A 16,586-nucleotide genomic window follows, 5' to 3' on the forward strand; every position below is an offset into this window, starting at 1 on the left:
AGGCACTCTCCGCCGAATACGGAGCCGAGATCGGAGACGAGTTTCCAGTTCTGATCGGCGGTACGGCCGACTCCACTGCAGAGGAGCGAAGCTGTCGCGGTCACCGAACGACCGGTGGTTTCCTCCCGGTCACCGCGCCAGGCCACGAAGGGAATCGCTTAACCGCGCGCACGGGGCAGGGAGCGTATGGACCACGCGGAGCGAAAGCGGCTCGTGGCGCGGAACACGGCCGAGGTCGTCACCGACGAGGAGCTCGACGGACTGCTGGCCGACGACGATCCGACCGTGTACATCGGCTACGCGCCGACCGGCGAGATGCATATCGGTCACTTCACCACGATCCGCAAGCTCGCCGACTTCCTCCGCGCCGATCTCGACGTCACGGTGCTGATCGCGGATCTCCACGCCCACCTCGACGACGAGAAGAGCCCGTTCGACCTGCTCGACGCGCGCTCCGCGTACTACCGCGAGGCGATCGAAGGGATGGTCGAGGCGGCCGGGGCCGATCCCGACGACATCGAATTCGTGCGCGGGCGCGAATTCGAACTCGATGCCGACTACTCGCTCGACCTCCTCCGGATGGCGGCCGACACCACGATCTCGCGGGTCCAGCGCGCCGGCAGCGAGGTGGTGCGTCAGGCGGAGAACCCCAACCTCGGCGGGTTGCTCTACCCGCTGATGCAGACCTTAGACGTCGACGCACTCGACGCCGACATCGCGTACGGTGGGATCGACCAGCGCGGCATCTACATGCTCAGCCGCGAACTGTTCGACGACCGCGACGAGGACCCGCCGGTCTGTGTGTTCGCTCCCCTCCTGTCGGGCCTTGCGGGTGGGAAGATGAGCGCCTCCGACGAGGGGTCGAAGGTCAACCTCACCGACGACTCCGATACCGTGGCCGAGAAGCTCCAGGGCGCGTACTGCCCGCAGAGCGAGGTCGAGGACAACGGCGTGCTCGAATACGTCGAGTACCTCGTCTTTCCGATTCTCGATCAACGCGGCGAGGTCTTCCGCATCGAGCGCCCCGAGGAGTACGGCGGCGATCTCGTCTACGAGGGCTACGACGACCTCGAAGCGGACTTCGTGAGCGGGGAACTCCACCCCCAGGACCTCAAAAACGCCGCTGCCGAATCCATCTCATCGGCGATCGATCCGATTCGCCAGCGGTTCGCCGACCGGTCCGAGCTGCTGGCCGAGGCGTACCCCGAGAAGTACGACTGATTGGCGCGGCGGTTGCGGTGCGGCAGCGGGTGGCCGCGGTGCGGCGGTTGCAATGCGGTGGCGTGGCGGTCGCAGTTCCTGGCGGATGAAGGGCGAGGCGCGCGAGCGGAGCGAGCAGCGAACGGAGTGAGCGCGCGCCGAGGGCTTCGGCGGTGCTGTGCGGCTGTGGGAAACGGTTGCATCCGCGCGAGCGCAGCGAGCGCGGTTCACCACGAACGAGCGCGAAGCGCGAGTGAGTGGCCGTTTTTGATCCACATTTTTGCGAGGACCCTGAGCGAACGAAGTGAGCGAATGGGGACGAAGTAAAAAGGTGGGTGTTAGAGCCAGTCGTCGGCCCACGCCTCGATCTCGTCGAAGACGGGACAGAGCGCCTCGCCCTTTCCGGTGAGTCGGTAGTACGTGGCGATCGGGGCGTCCTCCTCGATCCGGCGGCTCACGAGGTCCGCCGCCTGGAGGTCGTCGAGCACGCGTGAGAGGGTGCGCGAACTCGCGTCGGTCGAGCGTTTGAGTTCGTTGAACCGCTTCTCACCGTCCTGAAGGTCGTGGAGCACCACTAAGCGCCACTGCGATCCGATCTGGTCGAGCGAGTCCACGACGGCGCAGGCCTCCTCGCCGTGGCGTGGTTGCTGGGATGACATCGGTGATACCCGCTTACACACGTGTCCGCGAGCGAATATAGGTTCGGGTTCGAAGTAGGTAACGTCGTGATACTGGCTCGTTGATCGGTTCACACCGATACCCTCCGAATGCGGTTGTATCGCTGCGTCGCTCGATTCACCGATAGCATCGATGTCACCCCGTTACGTCCGTGACCGGGAAGGGATATACGTCCCCGTGGCGTACCCGGTATCGAAGTGATACCGACCACTACTCGCCCACGACGGATCGCGAATCGATCGCCGGCTCACGGGACGGTGAGCGCCTGATGGGACGACTCTCGACGCTCGGGCGCGCGCTGTTCGGCGGCGTGCTCGCGTTCACCGCGATCGACAACCTTCGGGACATCGAAGGGAACGCTGCGTACGCCGAGTCGAACGGTGTTCCCAAAGCCGACCGACTCGTGCCCCTTTCGAGCGGCATGCTCCTCGCCGGGAGCCTCGGAGTCATTCTCGGCCGTCTCCCACGGCTGTCCGCCGGTGCGATCGCGGCCTTCCTCGTCGGCGTGACGCCCACGATGCACGACTTCTGGAACCGCGAGGAGGCCGAGCGCGAACAGCAGGTGATCCACTTCCTGAAGAACACCGCGCTCCTCGGCGGCGCACTGTTCTTCCTCGCACGCGGTCCCGCCGACGAATAGCTCGCAAAGCCACTCCGAATTTTCCGATACATGCCAGACACACCACCCACCACCGGCCTGCACCACGTGACGAACATCTGCACCGATATGGAACGAACCCAGGCGTTCTACGAGGAGGTGCTCGGGTTCCACACCGTCAAAATGACCGAGAACTACGACGACCCCGGCACGCCACACTACTACTTCTCGGCGACGCCCGAGGGTGAACCCGGGATGACGGTGACGTACTTCGAGTATCCGAACTCGCAGGGCCAGCCCGGCCCGGGGGCATCCCACCACTTCGCCATCGGCGTCGAGGACGAGGACACGCTCCGGGAGTGGCGCGAGCACCTCATGGACCACGACGTTCGCGTGTCACGGGTTCGCGATCGCACGTACTTCAAGAGTATCTACTTCAACGATCCCGACGGCCTGGTGTTCGAGATCGCCACGGCCGGTCCGGGGTTCACCGTCGACGAGGCGGAGCCGGGCAGCGAGGAGATCGATCCGCCGAACGAACGGGGCGGCCCGACAGCGTGACCCGCATCGATCCCGACGCACTCGACGGCTCGCTGTACCGCACGCTCGCGGGCGCGGTGATCCCGCGGCCGATCGCGTGGGTGAGTTCGCTCTCCGCCGAGGGTGTCGAAAACCTCGCGCCGTACTCGTTTTTCAACGTCGTCAGTACGTCGCCGCCGGTCGTGATGTTCGCGCCGACCGACCGATCGGACCGTCCGGAAGGACTCTCGGATTCGGCGCGCAACGCGCTCGATACCGAGGAGTTCGTCGTCAACGTCGTCACCGAACCGCTCGCCGAGGCGATGAACGAGACGAGCGCGACGCTCCCACCGGAAGAAAGCGAGTTCGAGCACGCGGGTCTCGAACGCGCAGCCTCCGAAGCGGTCGCGCCGCCGCGGGTCGCTGCGGCTGAAGTCGCCTTCGAGTGCGAGCTCTACGAGTCGATCGACGTCGGCTCGAATACGATGGTTCTGGGTGAGGTCGTCTCGGTGTATCTCGACGACGATGTGACGACCGACGGGAAGCTCGATGTGGAGAAACTCGACGCGATCGGCCGGCTCTCGGGAAGTTATTACTGTCGGACCGACGGTCGGTTCCGGATGGAGCGCCCGGAGTAGGTGGTGCGTTGCAGTTGCGGTTGCTGTGTGGTTGCGGTGGCGGTGCGGTAGCGGGCCTGGTGGATCGAGGGCGAGCGAACGAAGTGAGCGAGGGCTCGGACGGTGCTGTGCGTCGCGGTGCGGTCGCTGAAAGCGTCGCATCCGCACTCGCTTCGCTCGTGCGGTTCGCCGCGAACGCCGTCGGCGTTCGCGGGTGTTTTTAGTCCAGGTTTTTGGACGGGGTTCGAGGCGAGCGAAGCGAGCCGAGGACCCCGTGTAAAAAAGTGGGTTTTAGAGCTTCTGTTCCGTATCGTCGGCGAGCTCGCGCATCCGCTTGCCGATCCGGCCGGCGTCGGAGAACTCGTCGTCGCTCATCGCCTCCGCGAGTGCGTTGCCGAGGACGAACACGGCGTGTTTGTGTTCACTCTTCGATTTGTGGACGTCGTCGGGGCTGATGTCGAGTTCGGCGTACTCGTCGAACAGTCCGGGATCGACCTCTTCGCGGTCCTGAACGTACTCGGTGATCAGCACCATCTGCTCGTGGAGTTCGAGCAGTTCGTCTTTGTGCATTACCCTCTTGTACGACTGGGCTCGGTTTAATCGTTGTCCCAAGCGTGGTCACGTACCCCACTCGCGGGAGTTCAGAAAACGTACTCGTCCTCGTGACCCATCATGCCGTCGTCTTCGAGGCCGCCCGGTTCCTCGTCCTCGTCGGAGGGCCCACTCGCCTGGTACGCGCGCATGCCGGCCGAAAGCAGCTCTTCGATCGCTTCCTCGCGGTTGAGGAACTCGCCCTCTTCGACCATCCGAGCGATCCGCATTTCGAGCTGTTCCGGAATCGTGATCTCTACCTTGGGCATCGGAGTGACCGTGCTTCGACAGAAGGGTATTTAACTCTGACGGGAAGATCGGTTCGTTCGCGGAAAAAACCATCTCGATAAGCGGAAACAATTGTTTCGATCGACCGGCGACAGGTCGCCGACCTGACTCTCTCGGGACGTTGCCGTGGTGGCGTCGGCGGCGAGCGCTCGATCGGGACGGACGGCGGACGAAACCGTGCGAGGGCGGCGGAAGGACACGCTCAAGGCCCTCCCACCCGAACGTCGGACAATGGAACAGGCAGGGGACGACGGCCGACCGACGAACGCTGCCGGCGGACGACTGGTGAGTCGAACGCGCGAGGTTTCCGACCTGTCCTTTCCGGCGTTTCTCGCGAGCCAGCCGGTCCCCAACGTGTCGTGGGCGACGCCCGACGGGTTCGAACTGGTCGGGAGCGAGGCGGCGGCCACGCTCACGGCGGGCGGGACCGATCGGTTCGACACGCTCCGTGAGGCCGCGGCGGCGCTGTTCGCCGACGTCGACGCCGACGGGCCGCCCGCGGCGCGCCCGCGGGCTATCGGCGGGTTCGCGTTCGACGCCGCACACGACCCCGCGCCGCCCTGGACCGGGTTCCCTGGGGCGCTGTTCGTCGTTCCACGCGTTCAGCTCACCCGGGCCGACGACCGGACCTGGCTCACGGTCGCGGCGGCCGGACCGGACGCCGACCCGACGACGGTCGCGACCGACCTCGACGCCGCCCACGACACGGTCGTCGATCTGCCGATGATGCGCCCGAGCGGCGGGCCCCCTGGTGTGGCCGCCACCCGGCGGACGACCTCGAAGGCCGAGTGGACCGCGGGCGTCGCGGAGTGCGTCGAACGGATCCGGCGGGGTGATCTCCGGAAGGTGGTGCTCGCGACCGCGCTCGACGTCGATCTCGCATCGCCGGTCGACGTGCCTGGCACGCTCGAACGCCTCCGGCGGACCTACCCCGAGTGCTATCGATTCCTCGTCCAGCCCACCGACGAGGCCGGCTTCTTCGGTCCGCCACCCGAACGGCTCGTGAAGATGGACGGTCGGGAGATCGAAACCGAGGCGCTCGCGGGGTCGGTCGCGCGCGGCGACACTCCCGAAGAGGACGCCGAACTCGCCCGGTCGCTCGAAACCAGCGAGAAGATCCGCCACGAGCAGGGGGTCGTGGTCGACGCCATCCGCGAACGACTCGCGCCGCTCGGAGGGGTGCGAGTCGGCGAGCGCGGCGTCCGGAAGTTCGCGAACATCCAGCACCTCCGCACGCCGATCACCGCGACGCTCGACGGCGACGCACACGTCCTTGACGTGGTCGAGGCGCTTCATCCGACGCCCGCGGTCGGCGGGCTGCCGCCCGAGCGCGCGCGCGAGATCATCCACGAGACCGAGTCGTTCGACCGCGGGTGGTACGCCGCGCCGATGGGGTGGTTCGACGCCAGGGGCGACGGCGAGTTCGCGGTCGGGATCCGGTCGGCGGTCGCCGGCGGTCGTCGTGCCAGGCTCTACGCCGGCAACGGCATCGTCGCCGACTCCGACCCCGACGAGGAGTGGGCCGAACTCGGACCGAAGTTCCGGCCCGTGCTCGACGAGCTCGAACACGAATGACCGGAAGCGAGCGCGACGGGCGAAACGGACGCGACCGGCGCGAGGGAAGTGGACGTGGCGGCGAGTCGGACGACGGTTCGAACTGGCCGAACCGCAACACGCTCTGGGCCGAGGTGTTCGTCGGCGAACTCGCAAAAGGGGGGGTCTCGGCGGTCTGTATCGCGCCGGGCAGCCGCTCGACGCCGCTCACCGTGGCGTTCGCCGACCACCCCGACATCGAGGTTTTCTCCCACCTCGACGAGCGCTCGGCGGCCTTCTTCGCGCTCGGACGGGCGAAGCGCACCGGCGAGGTCACGCCAGTGCTCTCGACCTCGGGAACTGCGACGGCGAACTTCCACCCCGCGGTGATCGAGGCGAACCAGGCGCGCGTTCCGCTGCTCGTCCTGACCGCCGATCGGCCGCCCGAACTCCGCGACAGCGGCGCGAACCAGACCGTGGACCAGGAGAAACTGTACGGCTCGGCGGTCCGGTTCTACCGTGATCTCCCCGAACCCGCGGCCGACGGCCGAAAGCTCCGCTCGCTCCGGGTCGATGCGGGCCGTGCGCTCGCGGCCAGCACTGGGACGCCGCCCGGTCCCGTGCATCTCAACTTCCCGTTCCGGAAGCCGCTCGAACCCATTGCCGTGTCGGGCGACGTGCCGGACGGGTTCGAGGACGACGAACCGCTCGCCGCGACGGGCCGCGACGGGCCGTTCGTCCGGACCGAATCCGGACGACCCGAACTCGACGATCAGAGTGTAGAACGGGTTCACGAGGCACTCGGGGTCGAGCGTGGCCTCGTCGTCGCCGGTCCGAGCACGACGCTCGATCCGGCGGCGGTCGCTGCCCTCGCCAGCGCGACCGGCTTTCCGGTGCTCGCCGATCCGCTCTCTGGGCTCCGGTACGGTTCGCATCTCGCCGATCTCGATGTCCCCGTGTGTGGCGGCTACGACTCCTATCTCGACGCGCGCGCGGTCGACAACTGGCCCGCTCCCGAGGTCGCCCTCCGGGTCGGCGCGTCGCCCACCTCGAAGGTCCTCAGAAACTACCTCCGCGATGCCGTTCGAGAGTCGGGGACGCGCCAGTTCGTCGTCGACCCCGCTGGCGAGTGGCGTGAGGCCACCTTCACCGCGAGCGACCTCGTGATCGCCGACCCGAACCGACTCGCGCTCGAACTCGCGGAGCGCGCGGGGCGGACCGACTCGTCCGCGAGCGACACCTGGCGCGAACGGTTTCGGACGGCCGAGGCGAACTATTGGAACGCAGTCGAGACGGCACACGACGACCAGTTCTTCGAGGGCACGGTTCCGGGAGACGTGATCGCGAACGCACCCGACCCCGCGACGGTGTTCGTCTCGAACTCGATGACCGTCCGCGACGCGGATCGGTTCGGGCGGCCCCGTGACGCCGCCCTCACCGTGCTCGGCAACCGCGGTGCGAGCGGTATCGACGGGATCGTCTCCACGGGACTCGGTGCGGGGAGCGCGACCGACGACCCGCTCGTGTGCGTCCTCGGCGACCTCGCCTACTACCACGACATGAACGGCCTGCTCGCGCTTTCGCGGTGTGATGCCGACGCCACGGTCGTGCTGATCAACAACGATGGCGGCGGGATCTTCCGCATGCTGCCGATCGCCGAGTTCGATCCGCCGTTCACCGAGCAGTTCGAGACACCACACGGCCTCGATTTCGCGCCGACCGCCGAGCTGTACGGCTTCGAGTTCGTTCGAGCCGACGACCGTGCGGCGTTCCGGGACGCCTATCAGGCATCGCTCGGCTCGACGGGAACCCAGGTCATCGAGGTCGCGTTCGATGCCGGGACGAGCCATGCGTTCCGCGAGACCGTCCACGGGCGGGCGTGCGACGCGATCGACGAGTGAGGTTCGGTTGGGACTGTCGGCGACCCGTATCCGTGAGGCCCGTGGATCGATAGACCTTCGTTCGCACGGCGCTATCGAGCGCCATGAGCGTTCTCAGCAGGCTCCTCGGGGTGAACTGGCGGTGCGGGTCGTGCGGAAAGGAGTACTACCGGAACCCGTCGTCGTGCGGGAACTGTAACGGAACGGTCTTCGAACGGCCCTGATCCGGACTTCGCGAATCGGGGGTCGAGGTGTCGTTCAACCCGCGGCGGCGACCTGGTCCGACGTCGCGCTGGAGCCGAGTCGCCGTTCGAGGAGCGCGAGCGCGCCGTCGAGAGCGACTGCGAGCAGCGCGCCGGGGATCGCCCCGGCGAGCAATCGTGGGGTGTTGAACAGTTTGATCCCGCTGACGACCCAGACGCCGAGCCCGCCGCCACCGATGAAGTACGCGAGATAGGCGGTTCCGACGTTGAGCACCACGCTCGTCCGGATGCCCGCGAAGATCACGGGGAGCGCGAGCGGCAGTCGGACGTTTCGGAGGATCTTCCAGTCGCTCATCCCCATCCCGCGGGCGGCGTTCACGGTGCTCTCGTCGACGCTTTCGATCCCCGCGATGGTGTTGGTCAGGATCGGCAGGAGTGCGTAGACGAACAGCCCGACGACGGAGGGAAGAAAGCCGAGCCCGAGGATCGGGAAGACCAGCGCGATGACCGCGAGCGTCGGCACGGTCTGGGCGACGTTGCCGGCTCCGCCCACGACCGTCCGTATCCGGTCGTTCCGGGTCGCGAGCACGCCCAGCGGGACGGCGACCGCGATCGCGAGTAGCTCGGAGACGAACACCAACACGAGGTGCTCGCGGAGGAGTTCGACGAACGCATCCGCGTTCGCCAGCAGGTACGACCACGTCTCGACGAGCAGCCCGACGACGCTCATTCCGCGGCTGCCCCCGCACCTGCCCCTGTTTCGGCGGCGGTGTCTGGCGCATGCTGGGCTCTAATCGCGGCCTCGGTGACGACGCCCACCACGTCGGCGTTCTCGACCACCGGCAGCGCGTCGACGCCCGCTTGAATGCACCGCGAGAGCGCGACCTGCGTGCTGTCGGTCGGCGAGACCGGGATGATCTCGCCGCCGTCGGCCATCACGGCGTCGTCCGACCGGAACGCCTCGACCACGTCGGCGTGTTCGTCGGGCACGTCCTCGTGCATGACCTCACTCACGCGCAGCACCTGGAGCTGTTTCAGGGTCCGGTCCGGGCCGATGAAGTCCTCGACGAACTTCGTTGCGGGCTCGTCGAGCAGCCGGGACGGAGTGTCGTACTGGACGAGTTTCCCGCCGTTCATCACCGCGATCCGATCGCCCATCTTGAGCGCCTCGTCGATGTCGTGGGTCACGAAGACGATGGTGGTGTCGAGCTCGGTCTGGATGTCGAGGAACTCGTCCTGGAGCTCCTCGCGGGTGATGGGATCGAGCGCGCCGAACGGCTCGTCCATCAGGATGACCGCTGGATCGGCCGCGAGCGCCCGCGCGACGCCGACGCGCTGGCGCTGGCCGCCCGAGAGCTCGGTGGGGTAGCTGTCGCGGTACTCGTCAGCCGGGAGCCCCATCAGATCGAGCAGTTCGTCCACCCGATCGTCGATCCGGTCGCGGTCCCAGTCCTTGAGTTCGGGCACCGTGGCGACGTTCTCGCCGACGGTCATGTGATCGAACAGCCCGATGTCCTGGATCACGTAGCCGATGTCCTGGCGGAGCGCGGTCGCCGGGAGGTCGCGGACGTCGGTGCCGTCGTAGTACACCGTGCCCTCGGTCGGCTCTTCGAGCCGGTTGACCAGCTGCATCGTGGTGGTCTTCCCGCAGCCCGAGGGCCCGACGAGCACCGTCGTCGTGCCGGCCTCGACCTCGAAATCGATGCCATCGACGGCGTGTGTGCCGTCGTCGTACCGCTTGTGAACGTTGTCGAATCGGATCATGTGAGTTGTGCGCGGACCGTCTGGATGGTTCGGGTGACGTACGTCGGATCGAGCTGCTCGCCGTTGCGCAGCCGGAGTCCGCGCTCGACGAGCGCGAACAGGTAATCGAACGCGAGCGCGAGCACCGAGATCAGCACTGTCGTGACGACGATCATCGCGGTGTCGCCCTGGCTGATGCCGTAGAAGACGAAGTGGCCGAGACCGGGCCCGCCGATGAACGCGCCGATCGCGGCGAGCCCCACGAGGATGACCACGGCGTTCCTGATGCCGGCCATCACCACCGGGAGCGCCACCGGCAGGCGGACCCGCCGGAGGCGCTCGATCCGGTTCATGCCGAGTCCGGTGCCGGCCTCGACCGCGGCGGCGTCGGCCTGCGTGACGCCGATGTAGGTGTTGCGGATGATCGGGAGCTGGGCGTACCCTATCAGCGCGGCGATCACCGGCGGCGCGCCGATCCCGAGCGAGGGGATGAGCACGCCGAAGAGCGCGATCGCGGGGAGCGTGAGCAACACGCCCGCGATCCAGAGCACGACCGTCGCCGCCCGGTCGTTGTAACTGATCCCGATACCGAGTCCGATGCTGATCGGGAGCGCGATGGCGAGCGCCTGGAGTACGAGCACGACGTGCTCGACCGACATCCGCAGCAGGCGATCGCTGTTGTCGAGCGCGAACCCGACGAGCTCGTCGACGAACGGCACGAGCGCGGGACTCATACTCCCACAACCCCGTTCGTCGTCGTTCCTCGCCGCGTCATACCAACCCCTCCGCTTCGAGATACTCGCGGGCCACGCTCTGTGGGTCCCGTCCGTCGAGCGAGACCGCCTTGTTGAGCCGGAGGATCTTCTCGGTGTTCAGCGACGGCCCGATGGCGTTCAGCGGCTCGGCCATCGCGGGGAGCTCCTCGATCACGTCGCTCACCAGCGGGGCAGGGTTGTAGATCGGGAAGAACCCCTTGTCGTCCTCGATCGTCGCGAGGTCGTACTGGACGATCTGTGGGTTGGTGCTGAACCCCATCCCGACCTTCGCGCCGGTCGTGGCGACGATCTGGTAGGCGAGCGAGGGGCTCACGGTACGAACGTTCAGCTCGTCGGCGACGCCTTCGAACCCGTAGTGTTTCGTCATGCCCGGCCAGCCGTCCGAGCGCTGCTGGAACTCCGGACCCATGATCGCGGTGAAATCCGTGTTCCCCTCCTTGACGTGCGCCGCGAAGTCGCTCATGGTTTGTACGCCGGTCTGTTCGACCCACGCCCGGTCGGCGACGAGGACGTACGTGTTGTTGAACGGCGCACGGTTCAGGTACGATAGTCCGTAATGACGCTCGAACTTGCGTTTCACCGCCTCGTAGAGCTTCTCGGCGTCGGGGATGACCCGTTCCTTCTTCGGCGGGATCGTCGCCCAGCCACCACCAGTATAGAACCAGAACAGGTCGACCTCGCCGCTGTCGACGGCCCGGAAGTTCATCGCGCTCCCGCCGAGCCCGGTCTCGTCGTGGACGGTGAGATCGGTGTTCGCCCGGAGCGATTCGAGCGCCATGTACCCGAGCAGGATGTCCTCGGGAAAGCGCATCGAACTCACCTTCACCGCGTTCGATCCGGTGGCCCCGAGCACGCTCGTACAGCCGGCCGTCGCACCGAAGCCGGCGGTTGCAGCCGCCCCACCACCGAGTTTCAGGAAGTCGCGTCGTGTACTGTTCACTATCAGTTGTTACTCCGTGTATCGACTCCGGCGTTCGGTCGCCGGTCGAACGAGCGGTTCCCCCGGTCGCTCCGCGTGACGTTCGATCACGAGACTACCAGTTGATAACACGGATATTCACGGATACCGTCTATGCCGTCTTTTGCAAGTGGCCGTGATACACCGCATCACTGCCACGGCAGTGCCGTCGGTGAGGAACGGCCAACATTCACCAGTCGAGTTCACGTAACGTTACCGGACGACCGTCGAACTACCAAACTTTTTCGGCCAGCCGGACGCACGAGGCGTATGGTTTCGGCCCTGTTCGACGCCGAGAAGTGGGAATCGGCCGACGAGTTCGACTTCGAGGACATCACCTACCACCGCGCTACGGACTCGGGCACCGTCCGGATCGCGTTCGATCGGCCCGCAGTTCGCAACGCCTTTCGACCGGGAACCGTGGACGAACTCTACGACGCGCTCGATCACGCGAAGCGCCAGACCGACGTGGGCTGTGTCCTCCTCACGGGGAACGGTCCCTCGCCGAAGGACGACGGCTGGGCGTTCTGTTCGGGCGGCGATCAGTCCGTCCGCGGTGGATCGGGCTACGAGTACAACGATGGCGACGATGACGCAGACGAGGGCGAGTCGAATGAGGACGAGCAGCCGAGAACGGGCCGGCTCCACATCCTCGAAGTCCAGCGACTGATCCGCCACATCCCGAAACCCGTGATCTGTGTGGTGCCTGGCTGGGCGGTCGGTGGCGGGCACTCTCTCCACGTGGTCTGTGACCTCACCATTGCCTCCACCGAGCACGCACAGTTCCTCCAGACCGATCCCGACGTGGCGAGTTTCGACGGCGGGTTCGGCTCGGCGTATCTCGCCAAGCAGATCGGTCAGAAGAAGGCGCGCGAGGTGTTCTTCCTCGGAAAGACCTACGACGCCACGGAGGCCGCCGAGATGGGGATGGTCAACGAGGCCGTTCCGCACGACGACCTCGAATCCATCGCCCTGGAGTGGGCCGAGACGATCAACGGGAAGTCCCCGACCGCGATCCGGATGCTGAAATACGGGTTCAACGCCGCCGACGACGGCATGGTCGGCCAGCAGGTCTTCGCGGGGGAGGCCACGCGCCTGGCGTACATGACCGACGAAGCCCAGGAGGGCCGGGACGCGTTCGTGGAGGGCCGGGAGCCGGACTTCTCCGACGTGCCGTGGCATTATTAGGCATCCACTTTTTTTACGGTGAGGGGTATCCTCGCGCGACTGCGGCGCGCTGCGGGTACCCCTCCCCGCAAAAACCTGGACTAAAAACTCCCGCTCACTCACTTCGTTCGCTCGCGGTGGGATCGCTGGCGCTCTCCGCACCGCGTCCGCAGCCGCACCGCCGAAGCCCTCGGCCCGCGGAGCGGGCCTCGCCCTTCATCCACCAGGCGAGCAGCGCTCCCCTGAGCCCTGTTTCACTCCAGTCGTCGGGGTGCCGAGAAACGGCTCCCGTGTCGGATTTCTGAAACAGCTGCTGTGGGGGGTGCCGAATCCATACACGTCGAGCGATCTCGTTCGTATTCACGAACACGGTCGTGCATGCTGGCTGTGGGGAACTGCTGTACGGCACTCTCGTACACAATGATTCGATGACCCTGCCGACGGACTATCGAAACGGCGTTCGTTCGTCCGTAGGGAGGACGTCCGGAAGGTCACCGAGCGTCGAGATCCGAACGTCGGGCTCTCGATACGGCGTCTCCTCGTCGTTTTTCGACCCACACCGACGCCATCCCGAGCGTCTCGCCCATCATGAGGTCCTCGTTGTACTCGTCGCTGACGAAGGCGACTAGCTCGTCGCCCTCGGGAAGGCACTCGAAGTACCCCTTCGGATGGGGTTTCGGCCGTTGCAGGTCCGAGGAGACGACGAGATCGTCGAAGCAGTCGAGAACGCCGTGCTCCGAGAGAACCGTCTCGATCCACGGGCGCGCCATGTTGCCGAAGAGGACGAGCGTGTGGTCGGCTGCGAGCTCCCGGAGGACGTCGACGTGTTCTTCGGGAAACTCGGGATCGAGCCACGTCTTCTCGACGTACTCGCGACACGCCTCGTGGGATGCCTCCGTGAGCGTCGAGAGCAGATCCACGTATTCCGCCGTGCTCTGGACGAAGCCATCACGGAACGCGAAGTAGGCGAGCCAGCCGGGATAGGGGTCGGCTTCGGGATCGACGCCCAGAACGTGGGCGTGTTCGCGTTCGTCGCCGTGCTCGACGATGACGCCGCCGTAATCGATGACGAGATGCATTGGACCTTGTTGGACTTTCTATGCTGGTTTCAATCTGTCGAACCGACAGCCACAGCCCTTCGTGTCACGAGTCCAGCCGACAGTATCGGTACTGTCGAGACTCGGCTAGAGAACTGCTGTCGAACTGACTATCACTTTTGACGTTTCTCGAACTCGCCACAGGAAACACAGTACGAGAGATCGAGGTGGGAGAACCCCAGGGCACGGGTTGAATCGATGGCACTCTCGAAGGGCTTTAATGGGCGTAGCTAAACGGCGAGACATGCCAGGTCCAGTCTTTCTGGAGGGCGATGCGGTGACGCTTCGACCCATCGAGGAGGCGGACATCGAGTTCGTCCAGCGCTGCATGAACGACCCTCGGGTGTGGCGTCCCGCGCTCGACAGCAACCCGATGAACCGCGAGCTCGGGTCGGAGTTCTTCGAGGAGGTCCTCTCGACCGAGGAGAACGTTCACTGTCTCGTCTGCAACGGCGAGGAACCGTTGGGGATCGTCTCGTTGACCGGATCCCAGTACGGCCCGGACGAGACGGCTCGGGCACGCGGCGCGGAACTCGCCTACTACCTCGCGCCGGAGCACCACGACGAGGGGTACGGTTCCGACGCCGCCGCACGGATGATCCGGTACGCCTTCGAGGACCGGAACCTCCGGCGGGTGAGCGCGCGGTGCGGGAGCTTCAACGACGCCTCGATCGGCCTGCTGGAGTCGCTCGGCTTCGAACACGAGGGGACCCTGCGGGAGGCGGCGTGGTTCCGTGGCGAGTACCACGACATGCTCTGGTACGGGCTCCTGCGGGCGGACTGGCGAGCAGAGCGGTAGATCGGGCCCGTGTCGGCCGTCGAGCAAATCGTCCGGATTCAGGCGAGCTCGCGGTGGATCCGCCGTCCCTCGTCGTTCAAGATTGGGCCGACGACCTCGCTGACGCCGTCGAGGATCGCCGCCGATCGAACTGGGGGCTCGCTGCCGCCGAGTTCGTCGAGTTCGTCGCCGCCGACGCTGTAGACCACCCGGCCGAATCCTGCCGTGGTCATCCCGCCGGCACACATCGGACACGGTTCCGTGCTGGTGTACATGACCGTCGCGGCGCGCTCGTCGGGATCGAACGCCCGGCAGGCGCGATACGCGAGATGGAGTTCGGGGTGGCGACGAACGTCGTCCTCGGTGTGCACGCGGTTCGAATCGGCCATCACGACCTCGTCGTCGCGAACGAGCACCGAACCATAGGGTCGATCACCGCGCTCTGCGGCCTCGCGAGCGAGTTCGAACGCCCGTCGCATGTGCGACTCGTGGTCGGAATCGTCGAAGTTCGAAGTGGACACGTTCGTACTGCTCCGAACGGGCGGATAAGTCGTTCGGGCAGGGAATCGCTGATCGGAACGCTCCCACCATCGACGGTCGGTGGCTCGACACGCCGAGTCGGCCTCCTGGAGACGATCGACGGAGGTGTCACCGCCTGGCCGCCGCCGAACCCTTCACGGCGAACGGCCGATCAGCCTCCTGGTTCGGGGGCGAGGAAGGCAAGGGCGACGCCGAACAGCGCGACGCCACCCGCGAGCAGGAAGGCGGGGCGGTAGCCCGCGCCGTCGATGATCCGACCGGCGACGATCGGGGCGACGAACGCGCCGAACAGCCCGACGCTCGTCAGCAGCGAGACCGCCGTGGCCCGCACGTCCGGAGCGACGATCTCGGGGACGTACGAGAACAGCAGGCCGATGGCGAGCTGGACCGCAAAGCCGCTGACGACCAGCACCACGACGAGCATCGTGACGCGCGACACCACGGCGAACGCGACGACGGCGGGCGTCGCGATGGCGAAGGCGGCCACGGCCACTGGGCGGCGACGACGCCCGAACACCCGATCGGAGAGTGCCCCACTGCTCGACCGCGAGACGACCCCGATCGCCGGGAAGAGCGCGGTCAGCACTCCACCAACCGCCAGCGGAACGCCGAACTGCTCGACCATGAAGCTCGGGAGCCACGTGTTGAGAAAGAGGTACAGCGAGTAGGCGAGAAAACAGCAGGCACAGAGCGTCCAGACGGCGGTGTCGGTGAAGAGGTGAACGAACCCGTCGCGATCGGGGCTGTCCGTCTCGACGTCGATCGAGCGCCCGCGGGTCGCGAGCAGGAAGATCCCGAGGCCGACGACGGCGATCGCCGCGAACGCGGGCAGGGTCGCGGGCCAGCCGAACGGCCGCGCGAGCAGCGGGCTCCCGAACTGACCGAGCGCGAATCCGACCGGTGCGCTGGCGGTGAAGATCCCGACCGCGGTCGCGCGGACGTCGGGCCCGACTGCACGACCGATGGTGTTCGCGCCGGCGTTCCAGAAGAGCACGTACGCGATCCCGCCGAGCACGCGCGAGACGAGCAGCCACCAGTACGCACCGGCCGCCGCCGCGAACCACCCCCAGACGCCCGCCACGAGCAGCGCGATCCCGCCGACCGTCATCGCCCGGCGCACCGAGACCCGATCGAGCGCGATCCCCACCGGGACGCTGGCGACGACGGCAGTCGCGTACATCACGCTCATGAGCCAGCCCGCCGCACTCGCGTCGATTCCCATCGATGCGCGAACCAGTGGGAGGACGCTTGCGGGCGCGATCTCGTACGCTGCCGCGGCGGTCGAGAGCAGGAAGAAACCGACGACGAGTCCGACCGTCTCGTATCGCGACCGACGACTGGAGGCCTCGACGTAGCTCACGTCGGTGGTTCCCAGGGTGACTACAAACCTCTTCGTCTTCGTGTCGTTCCGATCACCCTT

Annotated in this window: 18 protein-coding genes; 8 read left to right on the forward strand and 10 right to left on the reverse strand. The window is 66.5% G+C overall.

The genetic code is table 11. The features are described from left to right. Positions 1-186: 186 nt before the first annotated feature. Positions 187-1,221, forward strand: a complete 1,035-nt coding sequence (locus TX76_RS04235) for a tyrosine--tRNA ligase (protein ID WP_049899449.1) — start codon at positions 187-189, stop codon at positions 1,219-1,221. A gap of 317 nt (positions 1,222-1,538) precedes the next feature. Here TX76_RS04235 and TX76_RS04240 read toward each other — a convergent pair whose 3' ends face one another. Beyond that, positions 1,539-1,859, reverse strand: a complete 321-nt coding sequence (locus TX76_RS04240) for a winged helix-turn-helix transcriptional regulator (protein ID WP_049899452.1) — start codon at positions 1,857-1,859, stop codon at positions 1,539-1,541. A 287-nt stretch (positions 1,860-2,146) separates the two neighbouring features. Between TX76_RS04240 and TX76_RS04245 the strand changes: the two genes are divergently transcribed. The 3 genes from TX76_RS04245 to TX76_RS04255 are packed head-to-tail and all read left to right on the forward strand — an operon-like array spanning position 2,147 to position 3,633. Continuing rightward, entirely contained in the window at positions 2,147-2,518 is a 372-nt protein-coding gene (locus TX76_RS04245) for a DoxX family protein (protein WP_049899872.1), read from the forward strand. Between the two features lie 30 nt (positions 2,519-2,548). Further along, positions 2,549-3,037 (forward strand): VOC family protein, encoded by a 489-nt coding sequence (locus TX76_RS04250; protein ID WP_049899454.1) that lies wholly within the window; start codon positions 2,549-2,551, stop codon positions 3,035-3,037. Beyond that, complete coding sequence (locus tag TX76_RS04255; protein WP_049899457.1) at positions 3,034-3,633, forward strand: flavin reductase family protein; 600 nt, start codon at positions 3,034-3,036, stop codon at positions 3,631-3,633. Before TX76_RS04250 ends, TX76_RS04255 begins: the two co-directional genes overlap by 4 nt. A 270-nt stretch (positions 3,634-3,903) precedes the next feature. On the opposite strand, the gene TX76_RS04260 is transcribed toward TX76_RS04255, so the two are convergent. Continuing rightward, positions 3,904-4,182: a UPF0058 family protein gene (locus tag TX76_RS04260; protein WP_049899459.1), complete on the reverse strand. Its 279-nt coding sequence runs from the start codon at positions 4,180-4,182 to the stop codon at positions 3,904-3,906. A gap of 71 nt (positions 4,183-4,253) precedes the next feature. Next, the gene (locus TX76_RS04265; protein ID WP_049899461.1) at positions 4,254-4,472 is read right to left on the reverse strand and encodes a DUF7120 family protein; all 219 of its coding nucleotides are present in this window, start codon (positions 4,470-4,472) and stop codon (positions 4,254-4,256) included. Positions 4,473-4,722: 250 nt separating this feature from the next. Here TX76_RS04265 and TX76_RS04270 point away from each other — a divergent pair, with 250 nt between their 5' ends. Then, complete coding sequence (locus tag TX76_RS04270; protein ID WP_079890753.1) at positions 4,723-6,066, forward strand: isochorismate synthase; 1,344 nt, start codon at positions 4,723-4,725, stop codon at positions 6,064-6,066. Next, on the forward strand, positions 6,063-7,925 hold the full coding sequence (gene menD / locus TX76_RS04275; protein ID WP_079890747.1) for a 2-succinyl-5-enolpyruvyl-6-hydroxy-3-cyclohexene-1-carboxylic-acid synthase: 1,863 nt from the start codon (positions 6,063-6,065) through the stop codon (positions 7,923-7,925). Before TX76_RS04270 ends, menD begins: the two co-directional genes overlap by 4 nt. A 237-nt stretch (positions 7,926-8,162) precedes the next feature. On the opposite strand, the gene TX76_RS04280 is transcribed toward menD, so the two are convergent. The 4 genes from TX76_RS04280 to TX76_RS04295 are packed head-to-tail and all read right to left on the reverse strand — an operon-like array spanning position 8,163 to position 11,566. Continuing rightward, positions 8,163-8,837: an ABC transporter permease gene (locus tag TX76_RS04280; protein ID WP_049899466.1), complete on the reverse strand. Its 675-nt coding sequence runs from the start codon at positions 8,835-8,837 to the stop codon at positions 8,163-8,165. Then, positions 8,834-9,871: an ABC transporter ATP-binding protein gene (locus TX76_RS04285; RefSeq protein WP_049899467.1), complete on the reverse strand. Its 1,038-nt coding sequence runs from the start codon at positions 9,869-9,871 to the stop codon at positions 8,834-8,836. The genes TX76_RS04280 and TX76_RS04285 overlap by 4 nt, the downstream gene beginning before the upstream one ends. Next, complete coding sequence (locus TX76_RS04290; protein WP_049899469.1) at positions 9,868-10,584, reverse strand: ABC transporter permease; 717 nt, start codon at positions 10,582-10,584, stop codon at positions 9,868-9,870. The genes TX76_RS04285 and TX76_RS04290 overlap by 4 nt, the downstream gene beginning before the upstream one ends. A gap of 37 nt (positions 10,585-10,621) precedes the next feature. After that, entirely contained in the window at positions 10,622-11,566 is a 945-nt protein-coding gene (locus TX76_RS04295; protein ID WP_049899471.1) for a glycine betaine ABC transporter substrate-binding protein, read from the reverse strand. A gap of 288 nt (positions 11,567-11,854) precedes the next feature. Between TX76_RS04295 and TX76_RS04300 the strand changes: the two genes are divergently transcribed. Further along, positions 11,855-12,772 carry a 1,4-dihydroxy-2-naphthoyl-CoA synthase gene (locus tag TX76_RS04300; protein ID WP_049899473.1) on the forward strand — a complete coding sequence of 306 codons (918 nt, stop codon included), beginning with the start codon at positions 11,855-11,857 and terminating at the stop codon, positions 12,770-12,772. Between the two features lie 470 nt (positions 12,773-13,242). Here the strand turns inward: TX76_RS04300 and TX76_RS04305 are convergent, their stop codons facing one another. Beyond that, the gene (locus tag TX76_RS04305) at positions 13,243-13,830 is read right to left on the reverse strand and encodes an HAD family hydrolase (RefSeq protein ID WP_228842302.1); all 588 of its coding nucleotides are present in this window, start codon (positions 13,828-13,830) and stop codon (positions 13,243-13,245) included. Between the two features lie 262 nt (positions 13,831-14,092). Here TX76_RS04305 and TX76_RS04310 point away from each other — a divergent pair, with 262 nt between their 5' ends. Next, positions 14,093-14,647 carry a GNAT family N-acetyltransferase gene (locus tag TX76_RS04310; protein ID WP_049899475.1) on the forward strand — a complete coding sequence of 185 codons (555 nt, stop codon included), beginning with the start codon at positions 14,093-14,095 and terminating at the stop codon, positions 14,645-14,647. Between the two features lie 38 nt (positions 14,648-14,685). Here TX76_RS04310 and TX76_RS04315 read toward each other — a convergent pair whose 3' ends face one another. Beyond that, positions 14,686-15,105, reverse strand: coding sequence for a nucleoside deaminase (locus TX76_RS04315; RefSeq protein ID WP_049899875.1), 420 nt, complete (start codon positions 15,103-15,105; stop codon positions 14,686-14,688). A gap of 212 nt (positions 15,106-15,317) precedes the next feature. Continuing rightward, the gene (locus TX76_RS04320; protein WP_394295437.1) at positions 15,318-16,541 is read right to left on the reverse strand and encodes an MFS transporter; all 1,224 of its coding nucleotides are present in this window, start codon (positions 16,539-16,541) and stop codon (positions 15,318-15,320) included. Between the last annotated feature and the right edge of the window lie 45 nt (positions 16,542-16,586).

This window comes from Halococcus agarilyticus, assembly GCF_000334895.1.
GTDB lineage: Archaea > Halobacteriota > Halobacteria > Halobacteriales > Halococcaceae > Halococcus > Halococcus agarilyticus.

Bases quoted from the DNA above. Each gene is read 5' to 3' on its own strand.
- TX76_RS04260 (WP_049899459.1), bottom strand. From the start codon at position 4,182: ATGCACAAAGACGAACTGCTCGAACTCCACGAGCAGATGGTGCTGATC.
- TX76_RS04300 (WP_049899473.1), top strand. From the start codon at position 11,855: ATGGTTTCGGCCCTGTTCGACGCCGAGAAGTGGGAATCGGCCGACGAG.
- TX76_RS04270 (WP_079890753.1), top strand. From the start codon at position 4,723: ATGGAACAGGCAGGGGACGACGGCCGACCGACGAACGCTGCCGGCGGA.
- menD (WP_079890747.1), top strand. From the start codon at position 6,063: ATGACCGGAAGCGAGCGCGACGGGCGAAACGGACGCGACCGGCGCGAG.
- TX76_RS04265 (WP_049899461.1), bottom strand. From the start codon at position 4,472: ATGCCCAAGGTAGAGATCACGATTCCGGAACAGCTCGAAATGCGGATC.
- TX76_RS04235 (WP_049899449.1), top strand. From the start codon at position 187: ATGGACCACGCGGAGCGAAAGCGGCTCGTGGCGCGGAACACGGCCGAG.
- TX76_RS04285 (WP_049899467.1), bottom strand. From the start codon at position 9,871: ATGATCCGATTCGACAACGTTCACAAGCGGTACGACGACGGCACACAC.
- TX76_RS04310 (WP_049899475.1), top strand. From the start codon at position 14,093: ATGCCAGGTCCAGTCTTTCTGGAGGGCGATGCGGTGACGCTTCGACCC.
- TX76_RS04315 (WP_049899875.1), bottom strand. From the start codon at position 15,105: ATGCGACGGGCGTTCGAACTCGCTCGCGAGGCCGCAGAGCGCGGTGAT.
- TX76_RS04240 (WP_049899452.1), bottom strand. From the start codon at position 1,859: ATGTCATCCCAGCAACCACGCCACGGCGAGGAGGCCTGCGCCGTCGTG.
- TX76_RS04250 (WP_049899454.1), top strand. From the start codon at position 2,549: ATGCCAGACACACCACCCACCACCGGCCTGCACCACGTGACGAACATC.
- TX76_RS04290 (WP_049899469.1), bottom strand. From the start codon at position 10,584: ATGAGTCCCGCGCTCGTGCCGTTCGTCGACGAGCTCGTCGGGTTCGCG.
- TX76_RS04280 (WP_049899466.1), bottom strand. From the start codon at position 8,837: ATGAGCGTCGTCGGGCTGCTCGTCGAGACGTGGTCGTACCTGCTGGCG.
- TX76_RS04305 (WP_228842302.1), bottom strand. From the start codon at position 13,830: ATGCATCTCGTCATCGATTACGGCGGCGTCATCGTCGAGCACGGCGAC.
- TX76_RS04245 (WP_049899872.1), top strand. From the start codon at position 2,147: ATGGGACGACTCTCGACGCTCGGGCGCGCGCTGTTCGGCGGCGTGCTC.